Annotated in this window: 24 protein-coding genes and 1 riboswitch; of the genes, 10 read left to right on the top strand and 14 right to left on the bottom strand. The window is 48.9% G+C overall.

The genetic code is table 11. The annotated features are described in order from the left end of the window. Positions 1 to 77: 77 nt before the first annotated feature. Both A3844_RS02140 and A3844_RS02135 read right to left on the bottom strand, forming a co-directional pair. The gene (locus tag A3844_RS02140; RefSeq protein ID WP_074106469.1) at positions 78 to 1,895 is read right to left on the bottom strand and encodes an ABC transporter ATP-binding protein; all 1,818 of its coding nucleotides are present in this window, start codon (positions 1,893 to 1,895) and stop codon (positions 78 to 80) included. Positions 1,896 to 1,918: 23 nt separating this feature from the next. Beyond that, entirely contained in the window at positions 1,919 to 2,356 is a 438-nt protein-coding gene (locus A3844_RS02135) for a MarR family winged helix-turn-helix transcriptional regulator (RefSeq protein ID WP_074088668.1), read from the bottom strand. A 157-nt stretch (positions 2,357 to 2,513) separates the two neighbouring features. On the opposite strand from A3844_RS02135, the gene A3844_RS02130 reads away from it, so the two are divergent. Further along, a complete protein-coding gene (locus A3844_RS02130; protein ID WP_074106468.1) occupies positions 2,514 to 3,056 on the top strand; it encodes a GNAT family N-acetyltransferase in 543 nt (180 codons plus the stop codon). Positions 3,057 to 3,120: 64 nt separating this feature from the next. On the opposite strand, the gene thiE is transcribed toward A3844_RS02130, so the two are convergent. The 7 genes from thiE to A3844_RS02095 form a co-directional block, all read right to left on the bottom strand. After that, complete coding sequence (gene thiE, locus A3844_RS02125) at positions 3,121 to 3,771, bottom strand: thiamine phosphate synthase (RefSeq protein WP_074106467.1); 651 nt, start codon at positions 3,769 to 3,771, stop codon at positions 3,121 to 3,123. 1 nt (position 3,772) lies between these two features. Further along, positions 3,773 to 4,606 (bottom strand): bifunctional hydroxymethylpyrimidine kinase/phosphomethylpyrimidine kinase, encoded by an 834-nt coding sequence (gene thiD, locus A3844_RS02120; protein WP_074088671.1) that lies wholly within the window; start codon positions 4,604 to 4,606, stop codon positions 3,773 to 3,775. A gap of 28 nt (positions 4,607 to 4,634) precedes the next feature. Beyond that, positions 4,635 to 5,438 carry a hydroxyethylthiazole kinase gene (gene thiM, locus A3844_RS02115; protein ID WP_256702597.1) on the bottom strand — a complete coding sequence of 268 codons (804 nt, stop codon included), beginning with the start codon at positions 5,436 to 5,438 and terminating at the stop codon, positions 4,635 to 4,637. Positions 5,439 to 5,540: 102 nt separating this feature from the next. Beyond that, positions 5,541 to 6,593: an ABC transporter substrate-binding protein gene (locus A3844_RS02110; RefSeq protein ID WP_074106466.1), complete on the bottom strand. Its 1,053-nt coding sequence runs from the start codon at positions 6,591 to 6,593 to the stop codon at positions 5,541 to 5,543. After that, on the bottom strand, positions 6,590 to 7,366 hold the full coding sequence (locus tag A3844_RS02105) for an ABC transporter permease (RefSeq protein WP_074106465.1): 777 nt from the start codon (positions 7,364 to 7,366) through the stop codon (positions 6,590 to 6,592). Before A3844_RS02105 ends, A3844_RS02110 begins: the two co-directional genes overlap by 4 nt. Next, positions 7,350 to 8,138 carry an ABC transporter ATP-binding protein gene (locus tag A3844_RS02100; protein ID WP_244169662.1) on the bottom strand — a complete coding sequence of 263 codons (789 nt, stop codon included), beginning with the start codon at positions 8,136 to 8,138 and terminating at the stop codon, positions 7,350 to 7,352. The genes A3844_RS02105 and A3844_RS02100 overlap by 17 nt, the downstream gene beginning before the upstream one ends. Before the next feature lie 111 nt (positions 8,139 to 8,249). Then, a riboswitch (TPP riboswitch) is annotated at positions 8,250 to 8,353 on the bottom strand. A gap of 71 nt (positions 8,354 to 8,424) precedes the next feature. Beyond that, positions 8,425 to 9,081: a TetR/AcrR family transcriptional regulator gene (locus tag A3844_RS02095; RefSeq protein ID WP_074106464.1), complete on the bottom strand. Its 657-nt coding sequence runs from the start codon at positions 9,079 to 9,081 to the stop codon at positions 8,425 to 8,427. A 194-nt stretch (positions 9,082 to 9,275) separates the two neighbouring features. Between A3844_RS02095 and A3844_RS02090 the strand changes: the two genes are divergently transcribed. The 7 genes from A3844_RS02090 to A3844_RS02060 all read left to right on the top strand — a co-directional run bounded on the left by A3844_RS02090 (position 9,276) and on the right by A3844_RS02060 (position 18,457). Next, positions 9,276 to 10,796, top strand: coding sequence for a DHA2 family efflux MFS transporter permease subunit (locus tag A3844_RS02090; protein ID WP_074106463.1), 1,521 nt, complete (start codon positions 9,276 to 9,278; stop codon positions 10,794 to 10,796). Positions 10,797 to 11,140: 344 nt separating this feature from the next. Then, positions 11,141 to 11,992, top strand: a complete 852-nt coding sequence (locus A3844_RS02085; RefSeq protein WP_074106462.1) for an amino acid ABC transporter substrate-binding protein — start codon at positions 11,141 to 11,143, stop codon at positions 11,990 to 11,992. A 58-nt stretch (positions 11,993 to 12,050) separates the two neighbouring features. After that, positions 12,051 to 12,719, top strand: coding sequence for an amino acid ABC transporter permease (locus A3844_RS02080; RefSeq protein ID WP_074088678.1), 669 nt, complete (start codon positions 12,051 to 12,053; stop codon positions 12,717 to 12,719). 12 nt (positions 12,720 to 12,731) lie between these two features. After that, entirely contained in the window at positions 12,732 to 13,484 is a 753-nt protein-coding gene (locus A3844_RS02075; RefSeq protein WP_074106461.1) for an amino acid ABC transporter ATP-binding protein, read from the top strand. Between the two features lie 974 nt (positions 13,485 to 14,458). Then, the gene (locus tag A3844_RS02070) at positions 14,459 to 15,685 is read left to right on the top strand and encodes a TolB family protein (RefSeq protein WP_074106460.1); all 1,227 of its coding nucleotides are present in this window, start codon (positions 14,459 to 14,461) and stop codon (positions 15,683 to 15,685) included. Positions 15,686 to 16,308: 623 nt separating this feature from the next. Further along, the gene (locus tag A3844_RS02065; protein WP_074088681.1) at positions 16,309 to 16,734 is read left to right on the top strand and encodes a GNAT family N-acetyltransferase; all 426 of its coding nucleotides are present in this window, start codon (positions 16,309 to 16,311) and stop codon (positions 16,732 to 16,734) included. 223 nt (positions 16,735 to 16,957) lie between these two features. Further along, positions 16,958 to 18,457, top strand: a complete 1,500-nt coding sequence (locus A3844_RS02060) for an IS1182 family transposase (protein WP_074106459.1) — start codon at positions 16,958 to 16,960, stop codon at positions 18,455 to 18,457. A gap of 197 nt (positions 18,458 to 18,654) precedes the next feature. Here the strand turns inward: A3844_RS02060 and A3844_RS02055 are convergent, their stop codons facing one another. Together A3844_RS02055 and A3844_RS02050 are read right to left on the bottom strand one after the other, a co-directional pair. Further along, entirely contained in the window at positions 18,655 to 19,329 is a 675-nt protein-coding gene (locus tag A3844_RS02055; RefSeq protein ID WP_074106458.1) for an S-layer homology domain-containing protein, read from the bottom strand. Between the two features lie 95 nt (positions 19,330 to 19,424). Continuing rightward, positions 19,425 to 20,300, bottom strand: a complete 876-nt coding sequence (locus A3844_RS02050) for an AraC family transcriptional regulator (protein ID WP_074106457.1) — start codon at positions 20,298 to 20,300, stop codon at positions 19,425 to 19,427. A gap of 207 nt (positions 20,301 to 20,507) precedes the next feature. Between A3844_RS02050 and A3844_RS02045 the strand changes: the two genes are divergently transcribed. Continuing rightward, positions 20,508 to 20,981: a Fur family transcriptional regulator gene (locus A3844_RS02045; protein ID WP_074106456.1), complete on the top strand. Its 474-nt coding sequence runs from the start codon at positions 20,508 to 20,510 to the stop codon at positions 20,979 to 20,981. A 125-nt stretch (positions 20,982 to 21,106) separates the two neighbouring features. Here A3844_RS02045 and A3844_RS02040 read toward each other — a convergent pair whose 3' ends face one another. Further along, positions 21,107 to 21,787, bottom strand: a complete 681-nt coding sequence (locus A3844_RS02040) for a TIGR00266 family protein (RefSeq protein WP_074100938.1) — start codon at positions 21,785 to 21,787, stop codon at positions 21,107 to 21,109. A 21-nt stretch (positions 21,788 to 21,808) separates the two neighbouring features. Next, positions 21,809 to 22,126 carry a hypothetical protein gene (locus A3844_RS02035; RefSeq protein WP_074083645.1) on the bottom strand — a complete coding sequence of 106 codons (318 nt, stop codon included), beginning with the start codon at positions 22,124 to 22,126 and terminating at the stop codon, positions 21,809 to 21,811. Between the two features lie 202 nt (positions 22,127 to 22,328). Between A3844_RS02035 and A3844_RS02030 the strand changes: the two genes are divergently transcribed. Next, positions 22,329 to 22,565, top strand: a complete 237-nt coding sequence (locus A3844_RS02030) for a hypothetical protein (RefSeq protein WP_074100937.1) — start codon at positions 22,329 to 22,331, stop codon at positions 22,563 to 22,565. A gap of 36 nt (positions 22,566 to 22,601) precedes the next feature. Here the strand turns inward: A3844_RS02030 and A3844_RS02025 are convergent, their stop codons facing one another. Further along, a complete protein-coding gene (locus A3844_RS02025; RefSeq protein WP_074083644.1) occupies positions 22,602 to 23,435 on the bottom strand; it encodes an AraC family transcriptional regulator in 834 nt (277 codons plus the stop codon). Positions 23,436 to 23,503 lie beyond the last annotated feature (68 nt).

The raw sequence follows: 23,503 nt of genomic DNA, 5'->3' as shown, positions 1-23,503 counted from the left end.
TATGTGCCTTTTTATACCATGGCGCCATACGGATTTTTGTTATTCTGATATAAGATATGTGCCTGCGTTCCTAATTGTTAGGCCAGAACCTTGGACTCGAATTGCTTGTCGTATAAATCTCTGTATACTCCGTTATGCTCCAGAAGGGACTCATGCGTTCCTTCCTCGACGATAGCTCCGCTCTGAACGACGAGAATTTGATCCGCCGCCATGATGGTAGAGAGCCGATGGGCGATCACGATGCTGGTCTTGCCCTGGAGCAGGGAATGCATGGCTTGCTGGATATAATACTCGGAGGCTGTGTCAAGGGAGGAGGTGGCTTCATCCATGATAATGATCGGCGGATTCTTCAGCAGCACACGGGCGATGGAAATCCGCTGCTTTTCGCCGCCGGACAGCTTGATGCCCCGGTTACCCACAACGGTGTCGTACCCCTCCGGCAGACTCAGAATAAAATCGTGAATATAGGCTGCCTGGCATGCGGCAATCATTTCTGCTTCGCTGGCCCCGTCTTCTGCGTACATCAGGTTGTCCCGGATCGTTCCATTGAATAGATAGGTGTCCTGCGTAACAAGGCCTATCTGTGACCTCAGGGAATCCAGTGTAAAGTCGCGGATGTTGCTGCCACCGATTGTGATCGAGCCTGAATCCGTATCATAGAGACGCGGAATAAGGTTGGTGACGGTTGTTTTTCCAGCGCCGCTTGGGCCGACGAGTGCAGTTAAGGTTCCGGCAGCAGCAGTGAACGAAATCCCGTGCAGCGCTGTTTTATCCGCCTGGTAGGCAAAAGAAACGTTGTGAAAACTGATATCCTTGCCGGCTGCGGGAATGACCCTGGCCTCCGGTTCGTCTACAATCTGTGGCTTCATATCAAAATAGTCAAAAATCCGTTCAAACAACGCTGCAGAGCGCTTGATATCCACATAGAGATTCGTCATTTGCATCACGGGTCCATAGAGTCTCCCCAGCAAAGCTACAAAAGCTACGATTGCCCCAACGGACAGCTCTCCCTGAATAAACAGGTAACCGCCATATAAGTAAATCATTAATGGACCGATACTGGTAAAAGTGGACAGAACCATCATGAACCAGCGGCCGGCCATGGATTGCCGGATTTGCAGGCTTGTGGCTTCCGAGTTAATGGACTGGAATTTGGCGTACTCTGCCGATTCTTTGGTGAATAGTTTCATAAGGAGATACCCGCTGATGCTGAGTGTCTCCTGGATGATCTGATTTTGATCTGAAATTTTTTCCTGGGTCTGCTTGGCCAGCTTCCAGCTGATATTGCCCATCTTGCGGGTAGGGAAGATAAATAAAGGGATTACAAGAATGCCGACCAGCGCCAGCTTCCAGTTCATGATGAACAACGTAACCGCAGTGGAGACGAGAATGAACAGATTGCTGGCAAAATTGACTACTGTGCTGCTGAATACACCCTGCACCCCTGAAATGTCGCTGGTCATACGTGTGATAACTTCACCTTGCTGTACCCCGGAGTAGAACTGCAGCGGCATCTTTTGCAGATGGCGGTACATTTGGTTTTTCATATCGAAGACAATGTGCAGCGAGATAAATGAATTCAAATAATTCTGCAGCACACCCAGCAGGCCGGACACGACAGTTGTACCCAGTGAAGCAAGAACGAGCAGAACGAGCAGCCGCAAATTTTTATCCGGAAGCGCCTGGTCGATAATCTGCTGGATGAACAGGGGAGGCAGGAGTCCAAGTACAGCGGTCACAATCAGCACCGCCATTAAGAGCAGGGTTTGTTTCCAGTAGGGCATGAAAAATTTCACGATGCGGAGCAGGAGAGCTTTGCTGAGATTGGCTTTTTGCGCGTCGTCGTCGAATTTCAATCGGCCATGGGGGCCGCCCGGTCCAAAACCTCGGGACATTCTCATCACCAGCTTCTATTGATTTAGGAATTCAGATGCAGCAGCAGCTGTTTGTTCATATGAATGAGCTGACGCAGCTCATCCTCCTTGAAGGGGGCCAGGGCTTCCCCGAGCACCTTATGGGACCAAGCTTCCTCGTTATAGCGCTTGCACAGCATCTCACCTTCGGTGGTGAGGTACAGCATCGTCTCTCTGCGGTCCAGCTCCGAAACTGTGCGGGTGACCAGTCCCTTGAGCGCCAGCGCATCAATATGCAGACTGACCCGGCTTTTGTTAAATACCAGGCGTTCCGTAACTTCCTTCTGGGTCTGCCCCGGATGCTGTAGAAGGAAATTCAGGATGCCGATCTGATGCACGGTCAGTCCAAGGTCCGCCGCGCTTTGATGTGCCAGCTTCTTAAGCTGACGGGCTACCGCAAAATAAGATTGATACACTTCTATGGTTTGCTCACGATCAGCCATGCTGCACCTGCCTTTGAAGAAAAGTTATCAATGTGAACTGTTTATAAAGTAAACCAATAATTTGGTATAGTCAAGCACGAACAACATTGACTAAACCGTCAGCATGTTTAATATTGGAAGTGCATACAGCTGAAGTCCTCAGGAAAGGGAGTACATCATGAAAATGGAATCACGGCAATATGAACGCGGCGGCAAAAGCATTACGGTTCGGGAAGCAGACCCCGCAGATGCCGGGATGCTGTCTGAAATTCGGCTGCAAATCGATGGAGAGACGGAGAATTTGGACAGGGAACAAGGGGAAGCAGTTATTGATCCAGCGGGCTTTGAACAGCTCATTAAGGAGGATGCCGCGAACAACAAAAACCTCTTTTTGGTGGCATTAGTAGATGGCAGGCTGGCCGGATTCTCCAGATGTGAGGGAACTAGCTTGAAACGCTTGTCTCATCAAGTGGAATTTGGTATTGGTGTGCTGCAGGAATACTGGGGGGTTGGGATTGGCAACCAGCTGCTGGCTGCCTCCATCCACTGGGCGGAAGCCAGCGGCATCCGCAAAATCACATTGAAAGTTCTGGAAACGAACAACAAGGCTATCACGCTCTATCAGAAACTGGGATTTGAAGAGGAAGGCCTTTTGAAGAACGACAAGCTTCTATCTGACGGCAAGTATTATCACACCGTTATAATGGGTAGATGGAGCTGAGGATTCATATCTGCCACGTAAAAAAGCACAACGCCAATCGAAGAACGGCGGCTGTGCTTTTTGGTTATATCACCATAAGGAACTTCCGCACAGCAGCGCTGATGTTGTCTGTTCCGGCAATCGCAGAGATCACAGAGATTCCATCCGCTCCAGCCTTTATTACAGGGACAGCATTATCCACGGTGATACCGCCGATTCCAACCAGGGGAATGGTAAGTCCGCTGCGGCGCAGCGTCTCTATCACAGCGGTACCCTGAACCGCTTCAGCATCGTCCTTGGAAGAAGTGGGATAGACCGGCCCGACGCCCAGATAATCGGCACCGTCCGCAATAGCCTGTTGGCCTTCTTCCAGCGTATGGGCGGATACCCCGATGATTTTATGCGCTCCCAGCCGCTCGCGGATCGAACGGGCAGGTTCATCGTCCTGTCCAACGTGAACACCGTCCGCATCCAGGGCAACCGCCAGCTCAATGTCATCGTTTACGATAAAAGGCACCTGGCACTCCCGGCAACGCTGCTGGAGCTGCCGGGCAAGCTCGACATAGGCCTGGCCGGTGAAAGCGGTCCGGCCTTTTTCGCGATACTGGAACAAGGTAATCCCGCCCTCAATCGCTTCAGAGAGTGATTCCAGTGGAGCCTTCCGGCAGTTCACACTGCCCATAATGAAATATAGTTTCAGCAGTCTGCGCATATCTTCGCTGTCTATCCGCTGCATATCAGCGCCTCCCCCTCATTCTGTTCTGATAGGCGAAGTGGTTCGTCGGCCCGTGTCCGGAACCGATATTCAAGCCGTCTTCAATGGCTGCATGGATAAAAGCCTTGGCTGTCTGAATCGCTTCAGGGACCGTTTTGTGTTGTGCAAGTTCTGCGGTAAGGGCAGCGGAGTAAGTACAGCCGGTTCCGTGGGTATGCTGAGTTGCAACACGTGGACTTTCCCAATAAGTGAACTTCTCTCCATCAAATACAAGGTCAGTTACCATAGGGCTATCTTCATCAACATGACCACCCTTGAGCACCACATAGCGCGGTCCCATGGCATGAATAAGTCTGGCTGCTGTCTCGCGGTCTGCCATGCCCGAAATCTTCATTCCGCTCAGAATTTCTGCTTCAGGGATATTGGGTGTTACAGCCAGGGCCAGTGGCAGCAGATAGCGGATCAGTGCCTGTACGGCTTCCTGCTGGAGCAGGGGAGAACCGCCTTTGGCAACCATAACCGGATCAACGACCAGATGGTCCCAGCCATATTGGCTTACCTTTTCGGCAACTGCAAGGATGAGTCCGCTACTGAACAGCATGCCTGTTTTGACAGCATCCGGTGTAAGATCGGTTCCGATGGAATCAAGCTGTGCGGTAACGGCATCCGCTTCCAGCGGATATACGCCTTGAACACCTAAGGTGTTCTGTGCTGTCACTGCAGTAAGCGCGGACATACCGTATACCCCCAGCTCTTGGAAGGTTTTAAGATCGGCCTGAATGCCAGCCCCACCCCCGGAGTCGGAACCGGCAATTGTCAATGCTTTGAATATTTTATTCCTTGTAGGCTCTGTCATCGCAAGCTCTCCTTTGGTGAAAATGTTATCATTGTTCAAGTCGTTGTATGCGGGAGCGCTCTGCGTATACTTCCGGGGTAACGAGAGCCAGCTGATTCAGGAACTCGATCTGGAAGCTGCCGACTCCCTGTTGGCACGACCGATTGGCCGCAATTTCAGCGGCAACGCCATAGAAGGATATAGCTTCTGCAGCTGCTTCCAGCCAGGCGCCGCCGCTAGCTGCCAGGAAAGCGCCGACGACTGCACTGAGCAGGCATCCGGTGCCGGTAACCTTAGTCAGTACAGGGTGGCCGTTGCTGACTACGTAGGTGGTGCTGCCATCCGTGATAACATCCTCTTTGCCGGTGATGATCACCACACAGTTCAGCTTCAGCGCAGCTTTTACAGCCAATGCCACCACATCACCGTCTCCGGTACCGGCATCTACACCTTTGATGTTCCAGCTCTCGCCTACCACATGGGCCACTTCAGCGACGTTGCCGCGCAGCGCGGTGATCTGCATTTGGTTGACCAGCCTATGGGTTACTTCGGTGCGGTAAGCAGTGGCTCCGGCACCTACGGGGTCAAGCACAACCGGCACATGATGACGGTTCGCTGCCAGTCCGGCAATTAGCATCGAATCAATGGCGTAGTCATTGAGTGTACCGATATTGAGCACTACTGCACCAGACATAGCGGCAATATCCGCGACTTCTTCATGTGCATCCGCCATAAAAGGCGAAGCCCCGAGTGCCAGCAGTCCGTTCGCACTGAAGTTCGCGACCACAATATTGGTAATGTTATGCACCAGCGGATTGCTGTCCCGCACTTTGGATAAGAAAGACATGAGTATTCCTCCTAAAAGTTTTGTCAGCCTTGCTTCTATGAATTCACTTCGTACAAAACTCGCTCCAGAAGCGTAGACTTAGTTATATGAGCATTTCTGAATTCTCATTTACAAGTTAATAAAAGCTTCCGCGGTCTTCACCTTGCCATTCAGCAGCCCGTTATCACTCAGCCAGGTTTGTACCTTTTTCCATGATGCAGGGTCCTGATAGCCAAACGGCTCACTGCCGGCGTCCATTAGGGGCAGCAGCAGCTCCAGGCTTTTGGACTCGATGTCTTTGTCGAGTGGAGCCGTTGCATCCTCATGAGCCAGAAGGAGGTTAAGTGCCTCCTGCGGGTGATCCGCAACGAATTGCTGTCCTTTACGTGCTGCCTGGATAAACTTCTGGATATAGCCTTCAGAATTCTGCAGGCCCTGGTCGCTGGCGACCAAGACTAGCTCATAATAATCGGGGACGCCGTAATCGGTTGGATTCAGCGAAATGACCGGATGGCCTTCCTTTTCCAGAATCAACTGCTCATGGTTAATAAATCCGCCAATAATGCCATCGACACGCCCGGTTGTAATGGCTGGAATCAGGTCAAACCCCACATCGGTCAGGGTTACTGCTCCAGGATCTCCACCATCGCTTTTGACCATGGTTTTCAGCATAGCTTCATAGAGTGGGATCGAGGAGTATCCGGCATTTTTGCCTGCCAGGTCCTTTGGGCTCTTGATCCCGCTGTCAGCCGGAACCATCAGATGATTAAGCGGATGTCTGACGATCGCAGCTACGGACTTCACCGGAATCTGCTCACCCCGTGCCATCAGCACCTGCGGCTGGTAACTTAGGGCCAGGTCAACTTTACCTGCGGCTACGAGCTTCAGGGCATCATTGCTGTCAGCGGGCATTTGGATATCCACAGTAAGCCCTTCGTCGGCAAAATAGCCGTTCTGCTGGGCGGCGTACAGGAAGGAGTGGACTGCATTCGGGTACCAGTCGAGCATAATCGTCAGCTTGTGGGGCTGCCCGCCTTGATCCGCTGATGCAGAGCTGGCTGGAGACTTATCATTGCTGTTCCCACAGCCTGTCGCAGCAAGTCCCAGACACAGAAGCAGCAATAAGGGGAGCAAAGGGAGTTTCCTTTTTCTAAAGGGAGGTTCAGAAGGGATCAGTTTCATCGATGAATGCCTCTTTTCTGCAAAATGATTTTTTCGAGCAGCACAATAAATAGAAACAGAATGATTCCGAGTGCAGATAAAAGAAATACTGCGGCGAACATTTCCGCACTTTGCAGATTGCCCGCCATCCGCCGGCTGAAATAGCCGAGCCCCCGGCTACCGCCCAGCCATTCCCCAATCGTCGCGCCAATGACGCAGTAGACCATAGAGAGCTTGAGACCAGAGAACAAAGAGGGCAGTGCAGGCGGAATCTGGGTCTTTCGCAGAATTTGCCAGCGGGTCGCACCAAGTGTGAGCAGCAGTTCTTTGTACATAGCACCGCTTTTGCGCAGACCGTCAAAGGTCCCTACTACCACCGGGAAAAAGGCAGTAAGGAAAACCACCGCAACCTTGCTCCATAGGGTATAGCCAAACCACATAATAAAAATGGGTGACAGCGCGATCAGCGGAATGGTCTGACTGATCACCAGCAAGGGGTATAACGCCTTTTCGAGCGGAGTGAACATGTGCATTCCCGTACCCAGCAGCATGCCGCAGGCTGCTGACAGAACAAAGCCGAGCAAAACCTCCTGAAGTGTAGCGGGTAAATGCTCTCCGAAGAGCAGTTCTTTCTGCTCCATCAGTGCCGTCCATATAGCTGTTGGAGCCGGGAGAATGAATGCTGGAACAAGCTTCAGCCATGCAGCGAACTCCCAGCCGGCTAGGGTGACCAGTACCAGCAAGGCAAAGGGGCCATAATCGCGCAGAAAGGTTCTGCTAATAGATACTCTCATGCAGCCTCCGCTCCAAATTCTCCCGCAAAGCAATAAACTTCGGTTCATAGTTCATCCGGTAGTGTCTGGGCCGCGGGATATCCACCGAGAATTCCTGTACACCGCCGCTGCCTCCAGACATCAAGTAAATCCGGTCACTGAGCAGCAGCGCTTCCTCCAGATCGTGGGTGATGAACAGAACCGTTTGCTTAAGACTGCTCCACAATTCCAGGAGCCAGCGGTGCAGTTCACGCTTGGTTATGGCATCCAGTGCTCCAAAAGGCTCATCGAGCAGCATCAGCTCATTTCCAGCGGCAAGGGTACGGAGCATAGCGATCCGCTGACGCATCCCCCCGGACAGTTCCTGCGGGTAGAGCCGCTCTGTACCTTCAAGGCCAAACCGGTCGAGCATCTCACGGATATTCTTTACAGCAACTGCCTTGCTGCCTTTTCGCTTCAGCTCCCAAGGCAGCAGGCAGTTGTCCATCACGGTTCTCCAGGGCAACAGCAGATCCTGCTGCGGCATATAGGCGACCTGGCCCAGGCGCGACGATGGATCGTCAGAGATCATACCGTGAACTTTGAGTTCGCCACCTGTATGCCGAAGCAGACCGGCGATGATTTTGAACAGGGTGCTTTTTCCGCAGCCGCTGGCACCGACAATGGAAATGAATTCGCCCCGGCGGACGTTCATCGAGAGCCTACTGAATACGGGCATCTGCGGTGAAGTGCTGAAAGCATAGGACAGGTTAGTGATAGAGATCATACTCGTATGTATTAAGCCTCCTTTCATTGGCACGCATCTGCTTCCGGGACTTAGGAAGCACAATAAAGACCCATCCGTCTCCAGGGGAGGCAAATGGGTCTGAAAGGTTCAGGCAGTAGGCGTGAAGCGGCACTGCTGATCGTTTCTGTTCCACTTCCCTCCGCTGGTATGATCCAGATCAGGTTCCAAGGGTCCGAAGCTTAAGGCTTCGTCTCAGTCATTAGACTCCCCTAGTGAAATAGCAGGTCAATATTATATTCGCAACTGCTAACTAATATAGCATATTCCAGAATGTTGTCAAAAGAAAGTGTACTCAGGACCGCTGCAGTCCAGTTACGAATAGGGTTAGAATCCCTTCCAGGATATCCTTTTTGCCCGACCCGTGAAGCTTCTGCTGATAGAGATAGAGATCAGGGCTGAGGACCGCGATCAGAGAAGTTGCGGCAAAATGCGGATCAATAGCAATCAGCTTGCCGTCATCAGCAACCCTCCGCAGACGCTCGGCCATAACTGCATTCAGCCGCTGGAAAATCGGATGTTCAAACTGGGTAAGCTGTTTCTTGCCCGTGAACTCAGACTTGATCATCTGCAGCAGCTCGGCATGCTGGTCTATGAAATCCACCACTTGTTCAATACTGCTCCGCAGTTCCTCAATGGAGCTGTCTGTTTCTAAAGTGGTTTGGAGCTCCTGCTCCAAACGGGTAAGAAAACGCTCTGAGCTGGTGGAGAGCAGGGCAGAGCAAATTTCACCTTTGTCCGTGAATCTGCGGTAGAGCGAGCCCTGGCCGATTCCTGCCCGCTTGGCAATGCCGTACATACTGACTCCTTCCAGACCGTTCTCAGTAAAAAGCGCTCGGGCGGCCTCAAGAATACGCTGGACATAAGGGTCCTGATTATTCCGGAAGGAGGATGGATTTGATGGTGGTATTGGGTTTGAGGATGGGTTGCTGCCTTGTTTTCTCGGGTTCATGACAGGCTCCTTTCAGAAATACAGCATATATTTACAGGAAATATGTGAACTCCATTGACAGACCGGACAATTGTCCGTAGACTGAAAAATGTAAATACGGACAGTTGTCCGTTTAGAGATATATTATATCGATTAAGCTGCGCTGAGGTCAATAAGTCCACCTGCGCGCAGTTCAATTCAGGAGGAGATAGAGAATGGAGCAATCGCTGAAACCGGAGGCCGATTTTCGCCTGTCAAGCATTCTGGTTCCGCTGCTGGCCATCATTGCCGGTGTATTCATGGTGGTGCTCGATAGTACGGCTATGAATGTGGCTTTATCAACGCTGGTTAAGGATTTTAATACGGATCTAAATACACTGCAATGGATTGTGACCGGGTACATGCTGGCCCAGGCCTCGGTGATCCCGTTGTCCGGCTGGCTGTCTGACCGCTTCGGGGCCAAGACTGTTTTTCTGACTGCAGTTATCGTATTCACTATAGGTTCAATTCTCTGTGCAACACCAAGCCGTGCAGAATGGCTGATTGCGTTCCGTGTCCTGCAGGGTCTGGGCGGAGGTTGTGTGCTTCCTGTCGGGATGGCATATGTGTACAAACTGGCACCCAAGAGCAAGGTAGGCGTAGTCATGGGGATCATGGGTATTCCGGTGCTGTTCGCTCCGGCTATCGGTCCCGTGCTGTCCGGCTGGCTGGTAGAGTATCATTCCTGGCGCTGGATCTTCCTCATTAATATTCCCATCGGGATCATTTGTCTTCTGATTGGTTCCCGCAAGCTGCCTCAATCGGAACGCAGCCAGGTGCCGGGGATGGATAAGCTTGGGATCATTCTTGGGCCCCTTGCCTTTGCTTCTCTATCTTACGGGGTGAGCCAGGGAGCGGACAGCTGGACATCGGACAAAACACTGATCGGTTTATCCCTGGGTGCCGTGGCCTTAATCGCTTTTGTCATTGCTGAGTTTCGTTCGGAGACACCGCTCCTGGAACTGCGTATTCTGCGTTCGGTCGATTTCAGCACAGGGATTGTTGTACAATGGATTGCACAGTTCGGCTTGTACGGTGCGCTGTTCCTGCTCCCGCAGTTTCTTCAGCAGGCCCGCGGCTTCGGAGCATTTGATACGGGTCTTACCCTGCTGCCCCAGGCGATTGCCTCTGGCCTTATGATGCCCATTGCCGGGATTTTGTTCGACAAGATCGGAGTTCGCTGGCTGGTGGTCTGCGGACTCAGCCTGGTTTCGGGTGCGTTGTACCAGTATTCTCATGTGGATCTTACCACGCAGAGCAGGGACCTGATTCTGCCGCTGATCATGTGCGGTGCAGGCATGGGAATGATGGTGATGCCAATGAATACACATCTGCTAAACAAGGCGCCAAGTCATTTGGTTAACCGGGTCACTTCTTTGACCAATTCCATGCAGCAGGTAATCAATTCTTTGGCTGTTTCCACACTGGTAACCATCCTGACCTCAAGAGCGGCTGCGCGCGGGGCGGAAATGCAAGAGGCTGCCGCTGCAGCCGGCAAGAGCGCGGCAGAAGCTTCACCCGAAGCCTTGAAGCTGGCTACACAAACCGTTCTTGCCAAAGGGTTTGATGATACCTTTCACATTATGATTTTCGTTGCTCTGGGCGGTGCTATGCTGGGCTTACTTCTGCGGAGAGGGCGCAGAGGCGGGGAAGACGGCTCCAAGTCAAAGGTTCAGCCTGAAATGATGCATAGTTAGTTTCTGTAAATGCAGTCAAATAACATATGGGTTAGTGCAAATATCTCCGTTCAGCATTCAGGTGCTGCGGGGATTTTTATATTGTAGAGGCGCTATAAGGACTGCGAAGCTGTTTCCACTTTTTGTACCTGATTTCTCTGGGGAATTTAACATGTATTGGGGTAAGCTATCTCAATACCGGCAGGCTTAAGATAAGGGAAATAGCGGTTCAAACGCTTACATCATAATTCCGATGTTTATTATCGGAAAAACTATTGACTCCGCTGATGAGACGGTGTTACTATTCAACTTGCCGGTGAACAGCCGGTACATACAGAGAATGAGACGAAAGGGGTTATCGATTTATGAAAAAACTTAGTCTGACTATCCTATTGCTGCTTACAGTGGTACTGCTAGCAGCTTGCGGCAATAATAACAATAATGCCGGAGGCAAAAATTCAGCAGCCGAGTCTTCGGCAGCACCTACTGAAGGAGCTGCAGCGCCTGCGGAACAAAACAGCCTGGAGGCCATCAAAGCCAGCGGTAAGCTGCGTATTGGGACCGAAGGTACCTATGCACCATTTACCTTCCATGATGCTTCCGGCAAGTTAACCGGTTTTGACGTTGAGATCGCTGAAGAGGTGGCTAAGCGGCTGGGAGTACAAGCGGAATTTTTCGAAACCCAGTGGGACGGTATTTTTGCCGGGATGGACGCGAAGCGCTTTGATGTTATCTTTAATGAAGTTTCCATTACCGACGAACGCAAGGTGAAGTACGATTTCTCGGACCCTTATATTGTCTCCAAAGCTGTGCTGATCGTTGGCGAGAAGAATGAAGATATCAAAACCTTCGCCGATCTGAAAGGTAAGAAAGCCGGACAGTCTATGACCAGTAATCTGTCTGATATCGCACGTAAGAACGGAGCGGAAATCGTGGCAACCGACGGTTTTAATCAAGCCATTGATCTGCTGACCTCAGGGCGCATTGATGCAACCGTGAATGACGGCCTGTCCTATCTGGATCTGAAGAAGCAGAAGCCGGATGTGAAAATCAAGGTTGTTGACGAAATTGCAGAGGGCTCTCAGAGTGCGGCTGTTTTCCTGAAAGGCAACGATGAACTGGTAGCCGCTGTGAACGAAGCTCTGGCAGCTATGAAGAGTGACGGTTCATACCTGAAGATTTCCGAGAAGTATTTTGGCGCTGACGTTTCCAAATAATAACGTGTAGACGAGGGCGGCCGAGGCCGCCCATAGTCTAGAGAAGGATGTCTGAACTATGGATGACCGCAAAATACAAATTTTCCTGGATTCGATGCTGCCCCTGCTCAAAGCTGGGGTGGCTTTTACCATTCCGCTGGCTGTCGTTTCATTTATCTTGGGGCTTCTGCTGGCTGTATTGACCGCACTGATCCGTCTTTCGCCATGGACCTTGCCGAAGCTGATCGCCCGCTTTTACGTTTGGATAATCCGGGGCACACCTCTCCTGGTGCAACTGTTTATTATTTTTTACGGCTTGCCGGCGGTAGGCATCATACTTGATCCTTTTATTGCTGCTACGATAGGATTCACGCTCAGCGTGGGCGCTTATTCCTCCGAGATTGTGCGGGCCGCGATTCTGTCTATACATAAAGGCCAATGGGAAGCAGCATTCTCTGTCGGAATGACACGGGGACAGGCGCTGCGCAGAGTCATTCTCCCTCAGGCAGCGCGTGTTTCGGTTCCACCGTTGTCCAATTCTTTTATCAGCCTCGTTAAGGACACTTCACTTGCAGCGACAATCACTTATGTAGAGATTTTCAAAACAGCGCAGCAGATTACGGCAACCACCTATGAACCGCTGCTGTTATACTGTGAAGCGGCTCTGTTTTATCTGCTGTTTTGTTCCGTGCTGTCCGTTCTGCAAAATCACCTGGAGAAGCGGCTCGACCGTTACTCGGCGAGATAAGGAGGAGTACCCGTGATTGAAATTCGTGACTTGCATAAATCGTTCGGCCCCCTCCAAGTGCTGAAGGGTGTAGACCTCACCGTTGAACATGGCAAAGTACTCGTTATAATAGGCCCTTCCGGATCTGGAAAAACAACCCTGCTGCGCTGCTTCAATCTGTTGGAACAGCCTGACCAGGGAAGCCTTGCACTGGCTGATCTGAAGTTGAATTTCACAGCCAGCGGCAAAATCCCGCAGCGTTCGATACTTGCGCTCCGCCAGCGGACCGGAATGGTCTTTCAGTCCTATAATTTGTTCCCGCATATGACCGCATTGGGAAATGTGATGGAGGGTCAGGTTACCGTCCAGAAACGCCCGAAGGAGGAAGCCCGCAAGCGGGGCATGGAGCTGCTCGCCAAGGTTGGCCTTGCAGACAAGGTGGATGCCTACCCGCATCAATTATCGGGCGGACAGCAGCAGCGTGTCGCCATTGCGCGGGCGATGGCTGTGGAGCCTGAAGTACTGCTGTTCGATGAGCCCACCTCGGCGCTCGATCCTGAGCTGGTAGGCGAGGTATTGAAGGTAATCAAGCAGCTTGCCGCCGAAGGCATGACGATGGTCATTGTTACCCATGAGATGAAATTCGCCGCGGATGTGGCGGATCAGATTATATTGATGGATGACGGTGTAATCCTGGAGCAGGGGACACCGGCTGAAGTGCTGGAGCATACAACGAATCCGCGCGCGCTGCAGTTCCTGAACCGGATTAGCGGAGAGGACATCTAATCTGGTTATTAACAAAAAAGGCAGTCCGGAAGAACGTCCGGGACTGCCTTTTTACAAATATAAGGATTTATATGTTTCACACTATAAATCATCCTTCTATTTCTCGCTGAAACGGATACCTGAGGGGGTGTCCCATAAGCCATGAAATGGCTGGGACGCCCCTTGTTTTTAGAGTTGGATAGACGGTTGCGCTTGGTGAGGACGCTCCGCGAACGAAACGTTGTTCCAATCGCTGTGGTCTCCAGATTTTTTTCATTCCCCTTAGCGGTGAAAATCCGGAGACCAAGGCGAACGCTGCCGCTTTTCCACAATCATTCCGTTCTCTCCGCTGTTTAAGTGGGAACCGTATCTACAATCCTTCTAAAATCATAAAAAAAGAAACCTTTCTTTGGTAAAATGGAAGTGCGGCCAACCATTTTCAATCAAGGAGAGGTTTCTTTTGTACATTCAATATACCATGGACCAACTTTACTTGCCAATGGATATGGAAGAAGATATTCCCGAAAACCACCTCGTTCGTGTCGTAAATGCTGCTGTCAATCGATTAGACTGTCCAAAGAAAATAAAGTATTAGACTGAAAATTAAAGTGTTAGCCTGGGGAAATAAAGTTGTAGACTGAGAAAACAAAGTATTAGACTAGCTGACGCTTCATTATGCTAACGGGAGGTTAGTGTGGCATTAGGGGTCACATCACGAAACGGAAAAAATCGTACATTATCGGCGATCCTGTCAGATTGAGTCCTAAGAAGTTGCCATGAGAGCGTCAGATAAATCAACCCTAAATTAACGCTATTGTTCCCTACGGCAGACGTCCAGTTGAAGTATAGTTTATTATTACACATTGATTGTGGCTAACTTGCATTTCTCTACTATACATGGAAAGTCAAGTTCACGACTCTTTATTTAAAGGGTCTTTTTTAATGGATATATAGATCGATTTTGGGGAATATAACATTGAATTGGAGGTGGTGAGGTGCAGAGACTTTTATTGATCCTAATTTTTCTATTTTGTTTCCAGGGATCACTCATAACTCATGCAGAAAGTACATTGAAAGCCGCTTTTATCCGCGAAGAGAATCTTTGGTTGAAAGTCGATAAAGTGGAAAAACAAATAACTAATGATTCGCGTGTGGATTCACCTGTTTGGTCATATGATGGGAAATGGATTGCCTATACGAAAAAGGATGGAATATGGGTTTATGATACCCTGGGCATGAAAAGCTACCAAGTGTATCATGAGGGAGGCTCAAACTGTCAATGGGCACCAGATAAAAATGTTCTTGCCTTCCAAGACCGCAGCGTTCTGGATATTTCAGACATTCGTTTGGGAAAACCTAAAAGTTTTACGAATGTAGCCCTAGGTGTCAGTAGTTTCTCATGGATGCCAGATGGAAGTGGCTTTTTGGTTTCATCAAGTGCAAATCTACTCCCAAATGGATGGACAAACCCTATACTTTTTAAGGTTCCCTTAGGAAAGGACCTAAAAGTTGAAGACTTAATTAAAAATGTGCAACAATTTTTCACCATCCCTGGGAATTTGAAGAAAGGTAATATTGAAATATTGGCAATAGGTACGTCTAGTTTCGAATGGTCTGCTGATAAAAAATGGATTGCTTTTATTGTCCATCCAACTGCTTCATGGTCTATGGATAGCAATATGCTTTGCGTGTTATCTTCGGATGGAAAGAAGTTTGAACCTCTCGATGAGATGGCTTCGGGGTTTGCATTTAATTGGGCACCCAGCAGCAATTTATTGGGATACATTCAAGGTGGCGGTAGAATGAGCTTTGGATTCAAGAACAAACATTTGAAAGTAAAAGAACTCCCTGCTTTGCAATCTCTTATTTTGACACCCGAAAATTTTGTTGATCTAAGTTTTACATGGCAGAGCGATAAGAATGTAATTGTTTCCAGGTCACCTGAAATAGAATGGTCAAATAAACCCTCCAAGAGGGCACTGCCGATTTTATTTAGAATTGATATTCAAAACAAAGATCAAAAGCAAATAAGTTTCCCACCTATCGGGTATGGTGATTTTAACCCTGAATTTCTGTATCTAAATCAAAAATTAACTTGGACACGATCGAATTGGGGTAATAATGATGTTTGGATTTCCGAGCCAGACGGAAAGTCGGCAAAAAAATGGATCGAAAACGTAGATTATCAACATTCAGTAAGTTGGTATGCTCCAATGGAGTGAATAGCATAATATTTAACCGTCGGGTAGTCTTGGCGGTTTTTATTTTAATTGGGCAGGGTTACTCCAAATGAACTGCAGATACCATTGCCGATCTATTTTGTTTCGAACAAGAGTAAAATTAAGATACTAAATATGGAGAAGGCCGAAATTCCTTGTGAAATAGAAATTGGTTTTTCATTATTTCCAAACGTACGATTTTTTCTGTTTCGTAATGTGACCCCTAATATAAAGTAAAAGGAATATATTGTTATAACAAAAATGTGGGGTCGTGTGGGAGTCAAACTTGTTGGCTGGCTCGAAATTGTACATTAAACTCTAACGGGGAACGTTAGCAATAAAATCCAGAAACATCAAGAAATCTGCAGACAACAGCGGCCGGAAGTCCAAATATTCTCTGGAGTCACGGCAATCCTAAAACATAAAAATCATTAGTTCAATCTATATAGCTGACATTTTATTGAGTTATAGTCTATTAACAATAAACCACACCTGCAATGAAATAGCCACACCGTGGTTCTAGTAATTTCGCTAATATAATACTATGATTACGATGAATGGGTTACCGATAGAGATTTATGTCGAGCGACACCTTATAAAGTGAGAAATGAATGGAGATGAAATCTATGATTAGAGTTGCGAAATTGGAGGATAGAAAAGATATATCCAAATTATTGATGCAATTAGGCTACCCGGACACCGAATTTTTTATTAAAGAGAACATGGAAAGGCTTCTTGCTGACCCCAATGAAGAATTGATGGTTTATGAAGCTGAAGGAAGGGTTACTGCCTGTATTTCCCTGCATTATATCCCACAATTGGGTATGAAAGGAGATATCGCATCAATTAGTTATTTTGTTGTGGACTCTTCTATTAGAAGTAAAGGAATTGGAAAGGAATTAGAGGAATTTGCCTCTGCCTCTTCCAGAAAAAGGGGATGTGACAGTATCCAAGTTCATTGTCATTCCAGAAGAATAGATGCTCATAAATTTTATGAGAGACAAGGTTTTAAGGAGGCTCCTAAGTACTTTTCAAAAATGTTAGACAAATGACAGACCACTTTTAGTAAATAAACAGCAAAGTTTTATTAGAGAGCTAAAGAGAGCGAGTGGTTCAGAGTACCCAAAAGCCGTTCAACTAACGGGAAACATTAGTTTAATAACAATAGCGGCAGTCTAAGACTTATTTATCAAGTCTTGTTCTGCCGCTGCTACTTTTAATGAGTCAGTCCAATACTTATTTATTAAAAGTTAACGATAATCAAACTCAGAAACCGTGTCAAATCAACAAATACAGTCTAACACTTTATTTTCTTTTAACATAGACGACGCCATCTTTGACGCTGCCTACCCTGGCGGCGGCCGCGACAGCTACCACCCCAAAATGCTCACCAAAGTCATCATCTACGCCTACACCCAGCGCATTTATTCCTCCCGGCAAATCGCCAAAGCGGTCCGGGAAAACATTCCCTTTATGTGGCTGGCGGGACGGCAACGCCCGGATTTCCGCACGCTTAACCGCTTTCGTTCTCAGCGGATGAAGGACGTCCTTGAAACCGTATTTACCGCCGTGCTTCAGTTTCTGGCGGACGAGAAATACATCTCCCTGGAGCATTATTTTGTGGATGGAACCAAAATCGAGGCGAACGCCAATCGCTACACCTTCGTATGGGGTAAAGCTGTTAGTAAACATAAGGCCAAGCTGCAAGCAAAGGTACATGCATTGTTTGTCGATATTGAGGCCGTAGAGAAACAAGAAGAACAGGAACACCGTGGCCAGGACCTGAGCGAACTTGGCGAGTCCGCCGAGATCGGCAGGGAGAAACTCGAACAAATGACCCAGGCGCTAGAGTCGCAACTGCTGGAGAAGCCCAAGGACAAACCACTGAAAAAAGCCGTTCAGAAGCTTCGCAAGGATTTGATGCCCAGGCTGTTAAAGTACGAACAGTATCAAGTACTGCTCGGTGACCGGAACAGCTTCAGCAAGACAGACCCGGATGCAACCTTTATGCGGATGAAGGAAGATCACATACGAAACGGTCAGCTCAAACCGGGTTACAATGTACAGATCGGAACCGAATACCAGTTTATATTAACATACAGTCTACATCCAAGACCTACCGATACCCGTTGTTTATGGCCGCATATGGAAAAAGCAAGGCGGATCTTGGGGAAACTTCCGCAGACGGTGATTGCGGATGCAGGCTACGGTAGTGAAGAGAACTATGCGTATTTGGAAAACGAACACGTGAAGGCCGTGGTCAAATACGGTAGCTACCACAAAGAAAAGAGCAAAGCGTGGAAAGAGAATATTGGAAAGATTGAGAACTGGACGTACGATGAAGCCGAGGATACATGGAAGTGCCCAGCCGGACAAATGCTGCATTTCCGCAAAGAAAGCAAGGAAACGTTAGAGAGTGGATATGAAATTCGAAAACGTCATTATCGTAGCGAAAGTTGTGACGGTTGCCTACTGAAGGAACGTTGTACAAGGTCGACAGGAAATCGGGAAGTCGTCGTCAGTTTGGAACGACTGCGATACCAGAAACAGGCTCGGGAAATTTTACGGAGTGAAGACGGTTACGCCTTGGCTGTGCGGAGGATGACGGAACCGGAAAGTGTGTTTGAACAACTGAAGAATAACCGGGGATTCCGGCGCTTCCTGCTTCGAGGGATGGAGAAAGTGACCCTCGAAGTCGGTTGGCTTTCCCTTGCCCATAATCTGCTAAAGCAAGCAGCCAATGACCAAAAACGCAAAGCAGCGATCCTCCAATAACGGGAGAATCGCTGCCTTGCTATCGTTTTACGGTTTTTAAAACAAAAGAACGGTCCCATTCGTAGAAAATTCTACTTATGGGACACCCCCGCTTCGGAAGCATATGTTTTTAAAAGGACAGCGAAGCCGTTTCCACTTGGTGCGCCAATGGGGATGCCATTAGCAGGACAGAACGAGCAAAAGGGTCTACTTTGTATTTAGCTTTGTGGAACAATATCCGTTTTGGATTTCAGGTAGTCCAGAGCATTATAGAGCATAACAGCTGCTTCAGCACGTGTAATTTCACTTTTCGGATGGAACTTGCCGTTGGCATCCAGAGTGTTGATCTTGTATTTCAGCGAGCGCTGAATGCTGCCCTGGAAAGACGGGTTCAAGGCATCCGCATCTGAAATGTCGGCAGGGACAATGTTGATCATAGGCAGATTGCCCACTTTTTCTATACCCTGAATCAGCAGATTTGTGAATAATTCTTTGGTCATTGGCTTTGCAGGGTCGATATCTGCAGGAATTTCAATCCCGTTGTAGTGGGCGTTGATAAAAGCTTCCGCGTACCAGGCGTTGTCTTTAACCTTGGTGAACGTGCTGCTGGCGAGCGGCGCCTTGTTGAAGTCGATAGCTGCAAGGCTTAGCTGAAGGCCGCCTGAGATGAACTGTATGCCCTGAGCGGTGGTTACCTTGGCGCCTGGAAGGAACTGGGTGTCAGAGATGCCCTTGATCAGGCCTTGATCCTTAAGGGAAATGATTTTGTTTTTGCCGGTAACGCTGTCAATATCCTTGAAGCTGCTGTCAGCGGCAAAGATGGGACCGGCGAGTGAGAAAGTAAGAAGCGATACACTGGTGATCGCTGCAAAAGCGCTCTTTTTGAAGTTCATATTGTTGTCCACCTTTGTCTATAGGATTCAGGCCGCTTGGCCTTATACAACTCCTTAGACGCGACAGTTTATGGAAAGGTTGCAGACCCCTAAATTTAGTCAACGGGAATATAAATAGTGATGCGCAGGTGATAAGGACAAGAATAGTTCACCACATCCGTGATTTCAAAATCGGGGCCTTCCCTGCGTTCATAGCCGGAATTCGGCAGCCAGGTTCCATAAATATAGTTGCGGGTCGTTGCAGTGAGTGAGGCGGGTCCATAAGCTTTGAACATCACATACTTTCCTGCGGGGAGAACCAAATGGGTGTAATTCCCGTCCGGCAATTCTGCACTTTCCGTTACTGCCTCACCTACGATGAAGGAGAAGTCGCCGTTGTCCTGATAATCACAAGAAATGCCGTAGGACATTCCCGTAGAAATCTTATCCGGTATAGGCATAAACCGTCCGTTTCGTCCAAAATCATCGTAGAATCCGGGGATATCCGCATAGTGGCCGTCTCCGTTCAGGCTGGTTTTGTATCTATAGCCGATAATAGGGGTGTCATCTAGCTGAATCATGGTTGGTTTGTCCATTCGCTCTACATCTCCTTCGGTATTTTTTTGCAGCTCCAGAAAGTTGATCTTGTGCTGGGATTCGGTGGTCAGGTCCAGAGATTTCCGGTACTTGCCAGGAGTCACACCTGCGTAGCTTTGAAAAGCTCTAGTGAAGGCTTCCTGGGACTGATATTGGCAGGCCAGGGAAATTTGCAGCACACTTTCGCTGGTGTGACGCAGCAGCTTTGCCGCTTCGGTGAGTCGCCGCTTGCGAATGTATTCGTGTACGGTAAAGCCGGAAACCGCCAGGAACATACGCTGGAAATGGAAGGGGGAAAAGCAGGCTTTGCCGGCAATCTCAGCAATCCGCAGTTCGTCCTGCAAATGATCTTCAATGTAGTCCAGCGACAGCTGAATTCTGTGATAATAACTCATCTGTTTCACCCCTTTACAAGTGGAGTACAAAGTCTATTATGGAATATTCTTAATATTTTTTTTTTGATGGTTTGTGCGAAATTTCTAAACGTAATGGTATAATCATGTCAGGCCCTTTTCTTTGGTGGGTATTTTTGTTATGCTTAATTCGTAACGATTACTAATTATAATCGCAATCCTCGCTTCCGGAAAGGTGGGAGACCTAAGGTGAACCCGATTGTTAATATCAGTCAGCAATTTGCTGCACAAAACTATAAATTGACTCCTCAGCGAGAAGCCATTGTCAAAGTCCTGCTGGATAATGAGAAGGACCATTTAAGTGTGGAAGAAGTATATATGCTGGTTAAGACCAGCTATCCGCATCTTGGTCTTGCGACGGTGTACCGGACTCTGGAACTGCTATGTGAACTTCATATTGTGGAAAAGATGGATTTTGGCGATGGGGTAGCACGATATGATTTGCGCGGTGACGATCATGCCCATATGCACCATCATCTGATTTGCAATGTATGCGGCAGGCTGGAGGAAATCAAGGAAGATTGGCTTCATGACCTGGAGCTCCGGCTGGAACAGGAATATGGATTCAATGTTACGGATCACCGGCTCGATTTCAAAGGCACCTACAATACATGCAAACGGAACGGCTGCAAAGGAGAAAAGGATTGCCAGGCGGTCTCATGAGGTTGGTGCTGGTATGAGTCATCCGGCAGATGAATGATTTAGCCTGGGTGGAATTTCTGCCCACAAGTGGAAACGGCATTTCAAGAGCCTGCACATTGCGCTCTGAAATGCCGTTTTGATTTTATTCAGGGCCTGGAGGGTACAAAAGATTTGATCCATGTTCCGAAGCTTCCCGGATTGCGGGACTGCACCAGCACAACACCTTCGCCGCGGAACCGGCAGACCAGGGCTTCCCCGCTCGTTAAGCTGTTCAACCAGCCGGAGGCTGCTTTTTCCACCTTGTAATCCATATAATCCGGCCAGGCCACCAGATGTCCGTTATCAATGATCATTTCCTCACCCGGTTCAAGGTTGATGGCATGTATCGCTCCGAACGATGAGAGGAACACCGTACCGCTGCCGCTGATCTCAATGATGAAGAATCCTTCCCCGGAAAACAGCCCGCGCGTCAGATTCTGCATTTTTGTATTGACCTGAATACCATGGGTCCCGGCGAGAAATCCGTCCTTTTGCACAAATAGCTTGTACGATCCGTCCAGCTCTATGGCCTGAATGTCACCAATGGATCCCGGAGAGAGCAGGACTTCACTTTGCCCTCTTGTCGCCGTCAGTTCCTGGAAGAAAAATTTCTCCCCGCTCAGCATTCTTCCGAGTCCCCTCATTATGCCGCCGTCCACAGTACCTCTAATTTCCACATTGGGGGACATGGCGACCATCGCACCCATCTCTGCTTTGACACTTTCACCAGGATTCAAATATACCTTAAGCATAGCAAAAGCACCTTCGTACAATACATCGTATTTCATGAATTCCCTCCGCATCTGTGGTTACTGGCTTTCCCAGTACTCCACGGTTTTGCCCATTCTCCGGGCGTACTCAATCTCTTTGCGTGTACTTTCACCGATATACCCATTCACATGAATGACCATAATTCCGTCTGACATTTTGATTTTGCTGTAATGGAGCTGTTCGAACAGATGCGCTTGATCCGCTGAAATATGAATGCCTTCGCTCTGTTCAAAGAATCCCAGACTCAGCACGATTACGCCTTGGCGGGTTAAAGCGGCATTTGCGGCCTCGAACTGTGGTTTGAACTTGGTCGATCCGCATAGGGTAATGATCCTCGGACGGTCGCAATTCTTCATGGAATCTTCCTTTTTAGGGATAGGCTTGTACCATCAAGAATACTGTACCCGAAGCTGCTTGTGCAAGCGGACGCCGGCAGGCGTAATGATTATAATCAACTTTACCGGGAAATCTACAAACGAATATGTTAAAATTAAAATATCAGCAGGTCTAGACACCAATCTACTGAACATTCAGACTAAAAAAGGAGTGCAAGCGCATATGGCACGTACAAAAACACAAAAAGCTCTGCTGAGGGCAGAACGCTCCGGCACCTGGTGCGCGGAACGAAACCGCAGGCAAAATGATCAGTACGGCGTGATATCCCAGCATGTCCGGGTCACCCCAAGCAAGCAGCAGAAACTGAATAAGGTCAAACACAAGGAGCGGATCTTTCAGGATGGCGCTCCTTTTGCATGTCTGGAGAATAAAGCTAAATTCACCATCATTGGGGTATAAACCTTGATTCGCCAGTCCAGGCTCAGCGGGATTGGATTACGGCAGTGAGGTCATTTCGGTCTGCCGGCTATACGCACGGTATTGCTTGGGTGACATCCCGAAACGTCCCCGGAACAAACGGTGGAAATAGGTATAATTGGCAAAGCCGCATGTCTCAGAGACATGCTCCAGCGGCATAGGGCTGAAGGTGATCCGCTCCCGTGCCATATCCAGTCTGACGTCGTTTACATACTTGACAATGGTGGTGCCAAAAGCCTCCTTGAACAGATGAACCGCGCGGGAGACCGATATATCCACATGTCCGGCCACATCCTCAAGACGGAACGGATAAGCCGCATGTTCCTCGACATATTGCTTCATGCGGTACGCCAGATAGCCCTTGGGTGAAACCGCTGGCTGTTCAGACATTAGGCGGTCGATTTCCAGGCACAAAATCTGCAGATAACAAGCAGAGATCTCTGGTGAAGGATTGGACAAACGGCGCTGCTCCAGCACGATTTGGCGGAATAGGCCCAGGAAATAGTCGCTGAGCGGCATGTGGAGAACCAGCGGGCGCTGCTTGCGGGTCCACCATTCTTCAATCCAGGGCCCTCCGCAGAAAATATGATAGTCACCACTTTCAATACGGGGCTTCCCCACGGGATAGCTCTCTTTGTCGATACTCAGATAATAGGGATCGCTTGGAGCGAACAACATTAGATCGCCGCTCTCTACGGTGGTGAGAACACCATCAACCATGGTCCGGCTGCGTCCTTCAGTCTGCAGACGCAGGAGATAATACTGAACGCTGTCGCCACCCGACATATGGAAGGGCTTGCGGTGAACTGAGAATCCGGCTGACAGGATGTGGCATGGTGCTGTTTGTGTCATAGGTCCTCCTGGTGATGGAATAGGATATTGAAATGATAAGCAGATTGTTCATGTTTTAATCATATTCT

Origin of the sequence: Paenibacillus helianthi, from assembly GCF_001909055.1 — a bacterium.
In the GTDB taxonomy this organism is placed as follows: Bacteria; Bacillota; Bacilli; order Paenibacillales; family Paenibacillaceae; genus Paenibacillus_AQ; species Paenibacillus_AQ helianthi.
Note: the sequence above shows the minus strand (reverse complement) of the source record. Positions and strands in the feature narration are given on the sequence as shown.

What these genes read in the sequence shown, in the direction of transcription:
- A3844_RS02090 (WP_074106463.1), top strand. Translation starts at nt 9,276, where the DNA reads ATGGAGCAATCGCTGAAACCGGAGGCCGATTTTCGCCTGTCAAGCATT.
- A3844_RS02035 (WP_074083645.1), bottom strand. Translation starts at nt 22,126, where the DNA reads ATGAAGAATTGCGACCGTCCGAGGATCATTACCCTATGCGGATCGACC.
- A3844_RS02140 (WP_074106469.1), bottom strand. Translation starts at nt 1,895, where the DNA reads ATGTCCCGAGGTTTTGGACCGGGCGGCCCCCATGGCCGATTGAAATTC.
- A3844_RS02065 (WP_074088681.1), top strand. Translation starts at nt 16,309, where the DNA reads ATGATTAGAGTTGCGAAATTGGAGGATAGAAAAGATATATCCAAATTA.
- A3844_RS02055 (WP_074106458.1), bottom strand. Translation starts at nt 19,329, where the DNA reads ATGAACTTCAAAAAGAGCGCTTTTGCAGCGATCACCAGTGTATCGCTT.
- A3844_RS02105 (WP_074106465.1), bottom strand. Translation starts at nt 7,366, where the DNA reads ATGAGAGTATCTATTAGCAGAACCTTTCTGCGCGATTATGGCCCCTTT.
- A3844_RS02095 (WP_074106464.1), bottom strand. Translation starts at nt 9,081, where the DNA reads ATGAACCCGAGAAAACAAGGCAGCAACCCATCCTCAAACCCAATACCA.
- A3844_RS02025 (WP_074083644.1), bottom strand. Translation starts at nt 23,435, where the DNA reads ATGACACAAACAGCACCATGCCACATCCTGTCAGCCGGATTCTCAGTT.
- thiE (WP_074106467.1), bottom strand. Translation starts at nt 3,771, where the DNA reads ATGCAGCGGATAGACAGCGAAGATATGCGCAGACTGCTGAAACTATAT.
- A3844_RS02130 (WP_074106468.1), top strand. Translation starts at nt 2,514, where the DNA reads ATGAAAATGGAATCACGGCAATATGAACGCGGCGGCAAAAGCATTACG.
- thiD (WP_074088671.1), bottom strand. Translation starts at nt 4,606, where the DNA reads ATGACAGAGCCTACAAGGAATAAAATATTCAAAGCATTGACAATTGCC.
- A3844_RS02040 (WP_074100938.1), bottom strand. Translation starts at nt 21,787, where the DNA reads ATGAAATACGATGTATTGTACGAAGGTGCTTTTGCTATGCTTAAGGTA.
- A3844_RS02080 (WP_074088678.1), top strand. Translation starts at nt 12,051, where the DNA reads ATGGATGACCGCAAAATACAAATTTTCCTGGATTCGATGCTGCCCCTG.
- A3844_RS02030 (WP_074100937.1), top strand. Translation starts at nt 22,329, where the DNA reads ATGGCACGTACAAAAACACAAAAAGCTCTGCTGAGGGCAGAACGCTCC.
- A3844_RS02135 (WP_074088668.1), bottom strand. Translation starts at nt 2,356, where the DNA reads ATGGCTGATCGTGAGCAAACCATAGAAGTGTATCAATCTTATTTTGCG.
- A3844_RS02085 (WP_074106462.1), top strand. Translation starts at nt 11,141, where the DNA reads ATGAAAAAACTTAGTCTGACTATCCTATTGCTGCTTACAGTGGTACTG.
- A3844_RS02100 (WP_244169662.1), bottom strand. Translation starts at nt 8,138, where the DNA reads ATGAAAGGAGGCTTAATACATACGAGTATGATCTCTATCACTAACCTG.
- A3844_RS02110 (WP_074106466.1), bottom strand. Translation starts at nt 6,593, where the DNA reads ATGAAACTGATCCCTTCTGAACCTCCCTTTAGAAAAAGGAAACTCCCT.
- A3844_RS02050 (WP_074106457.1), bottom strand. Translation starts at nt 20,300, where the DNA reads ATGAGTTATTATCACAGAATTCAGCTGTCGCTGGACTACATTGAAGAT.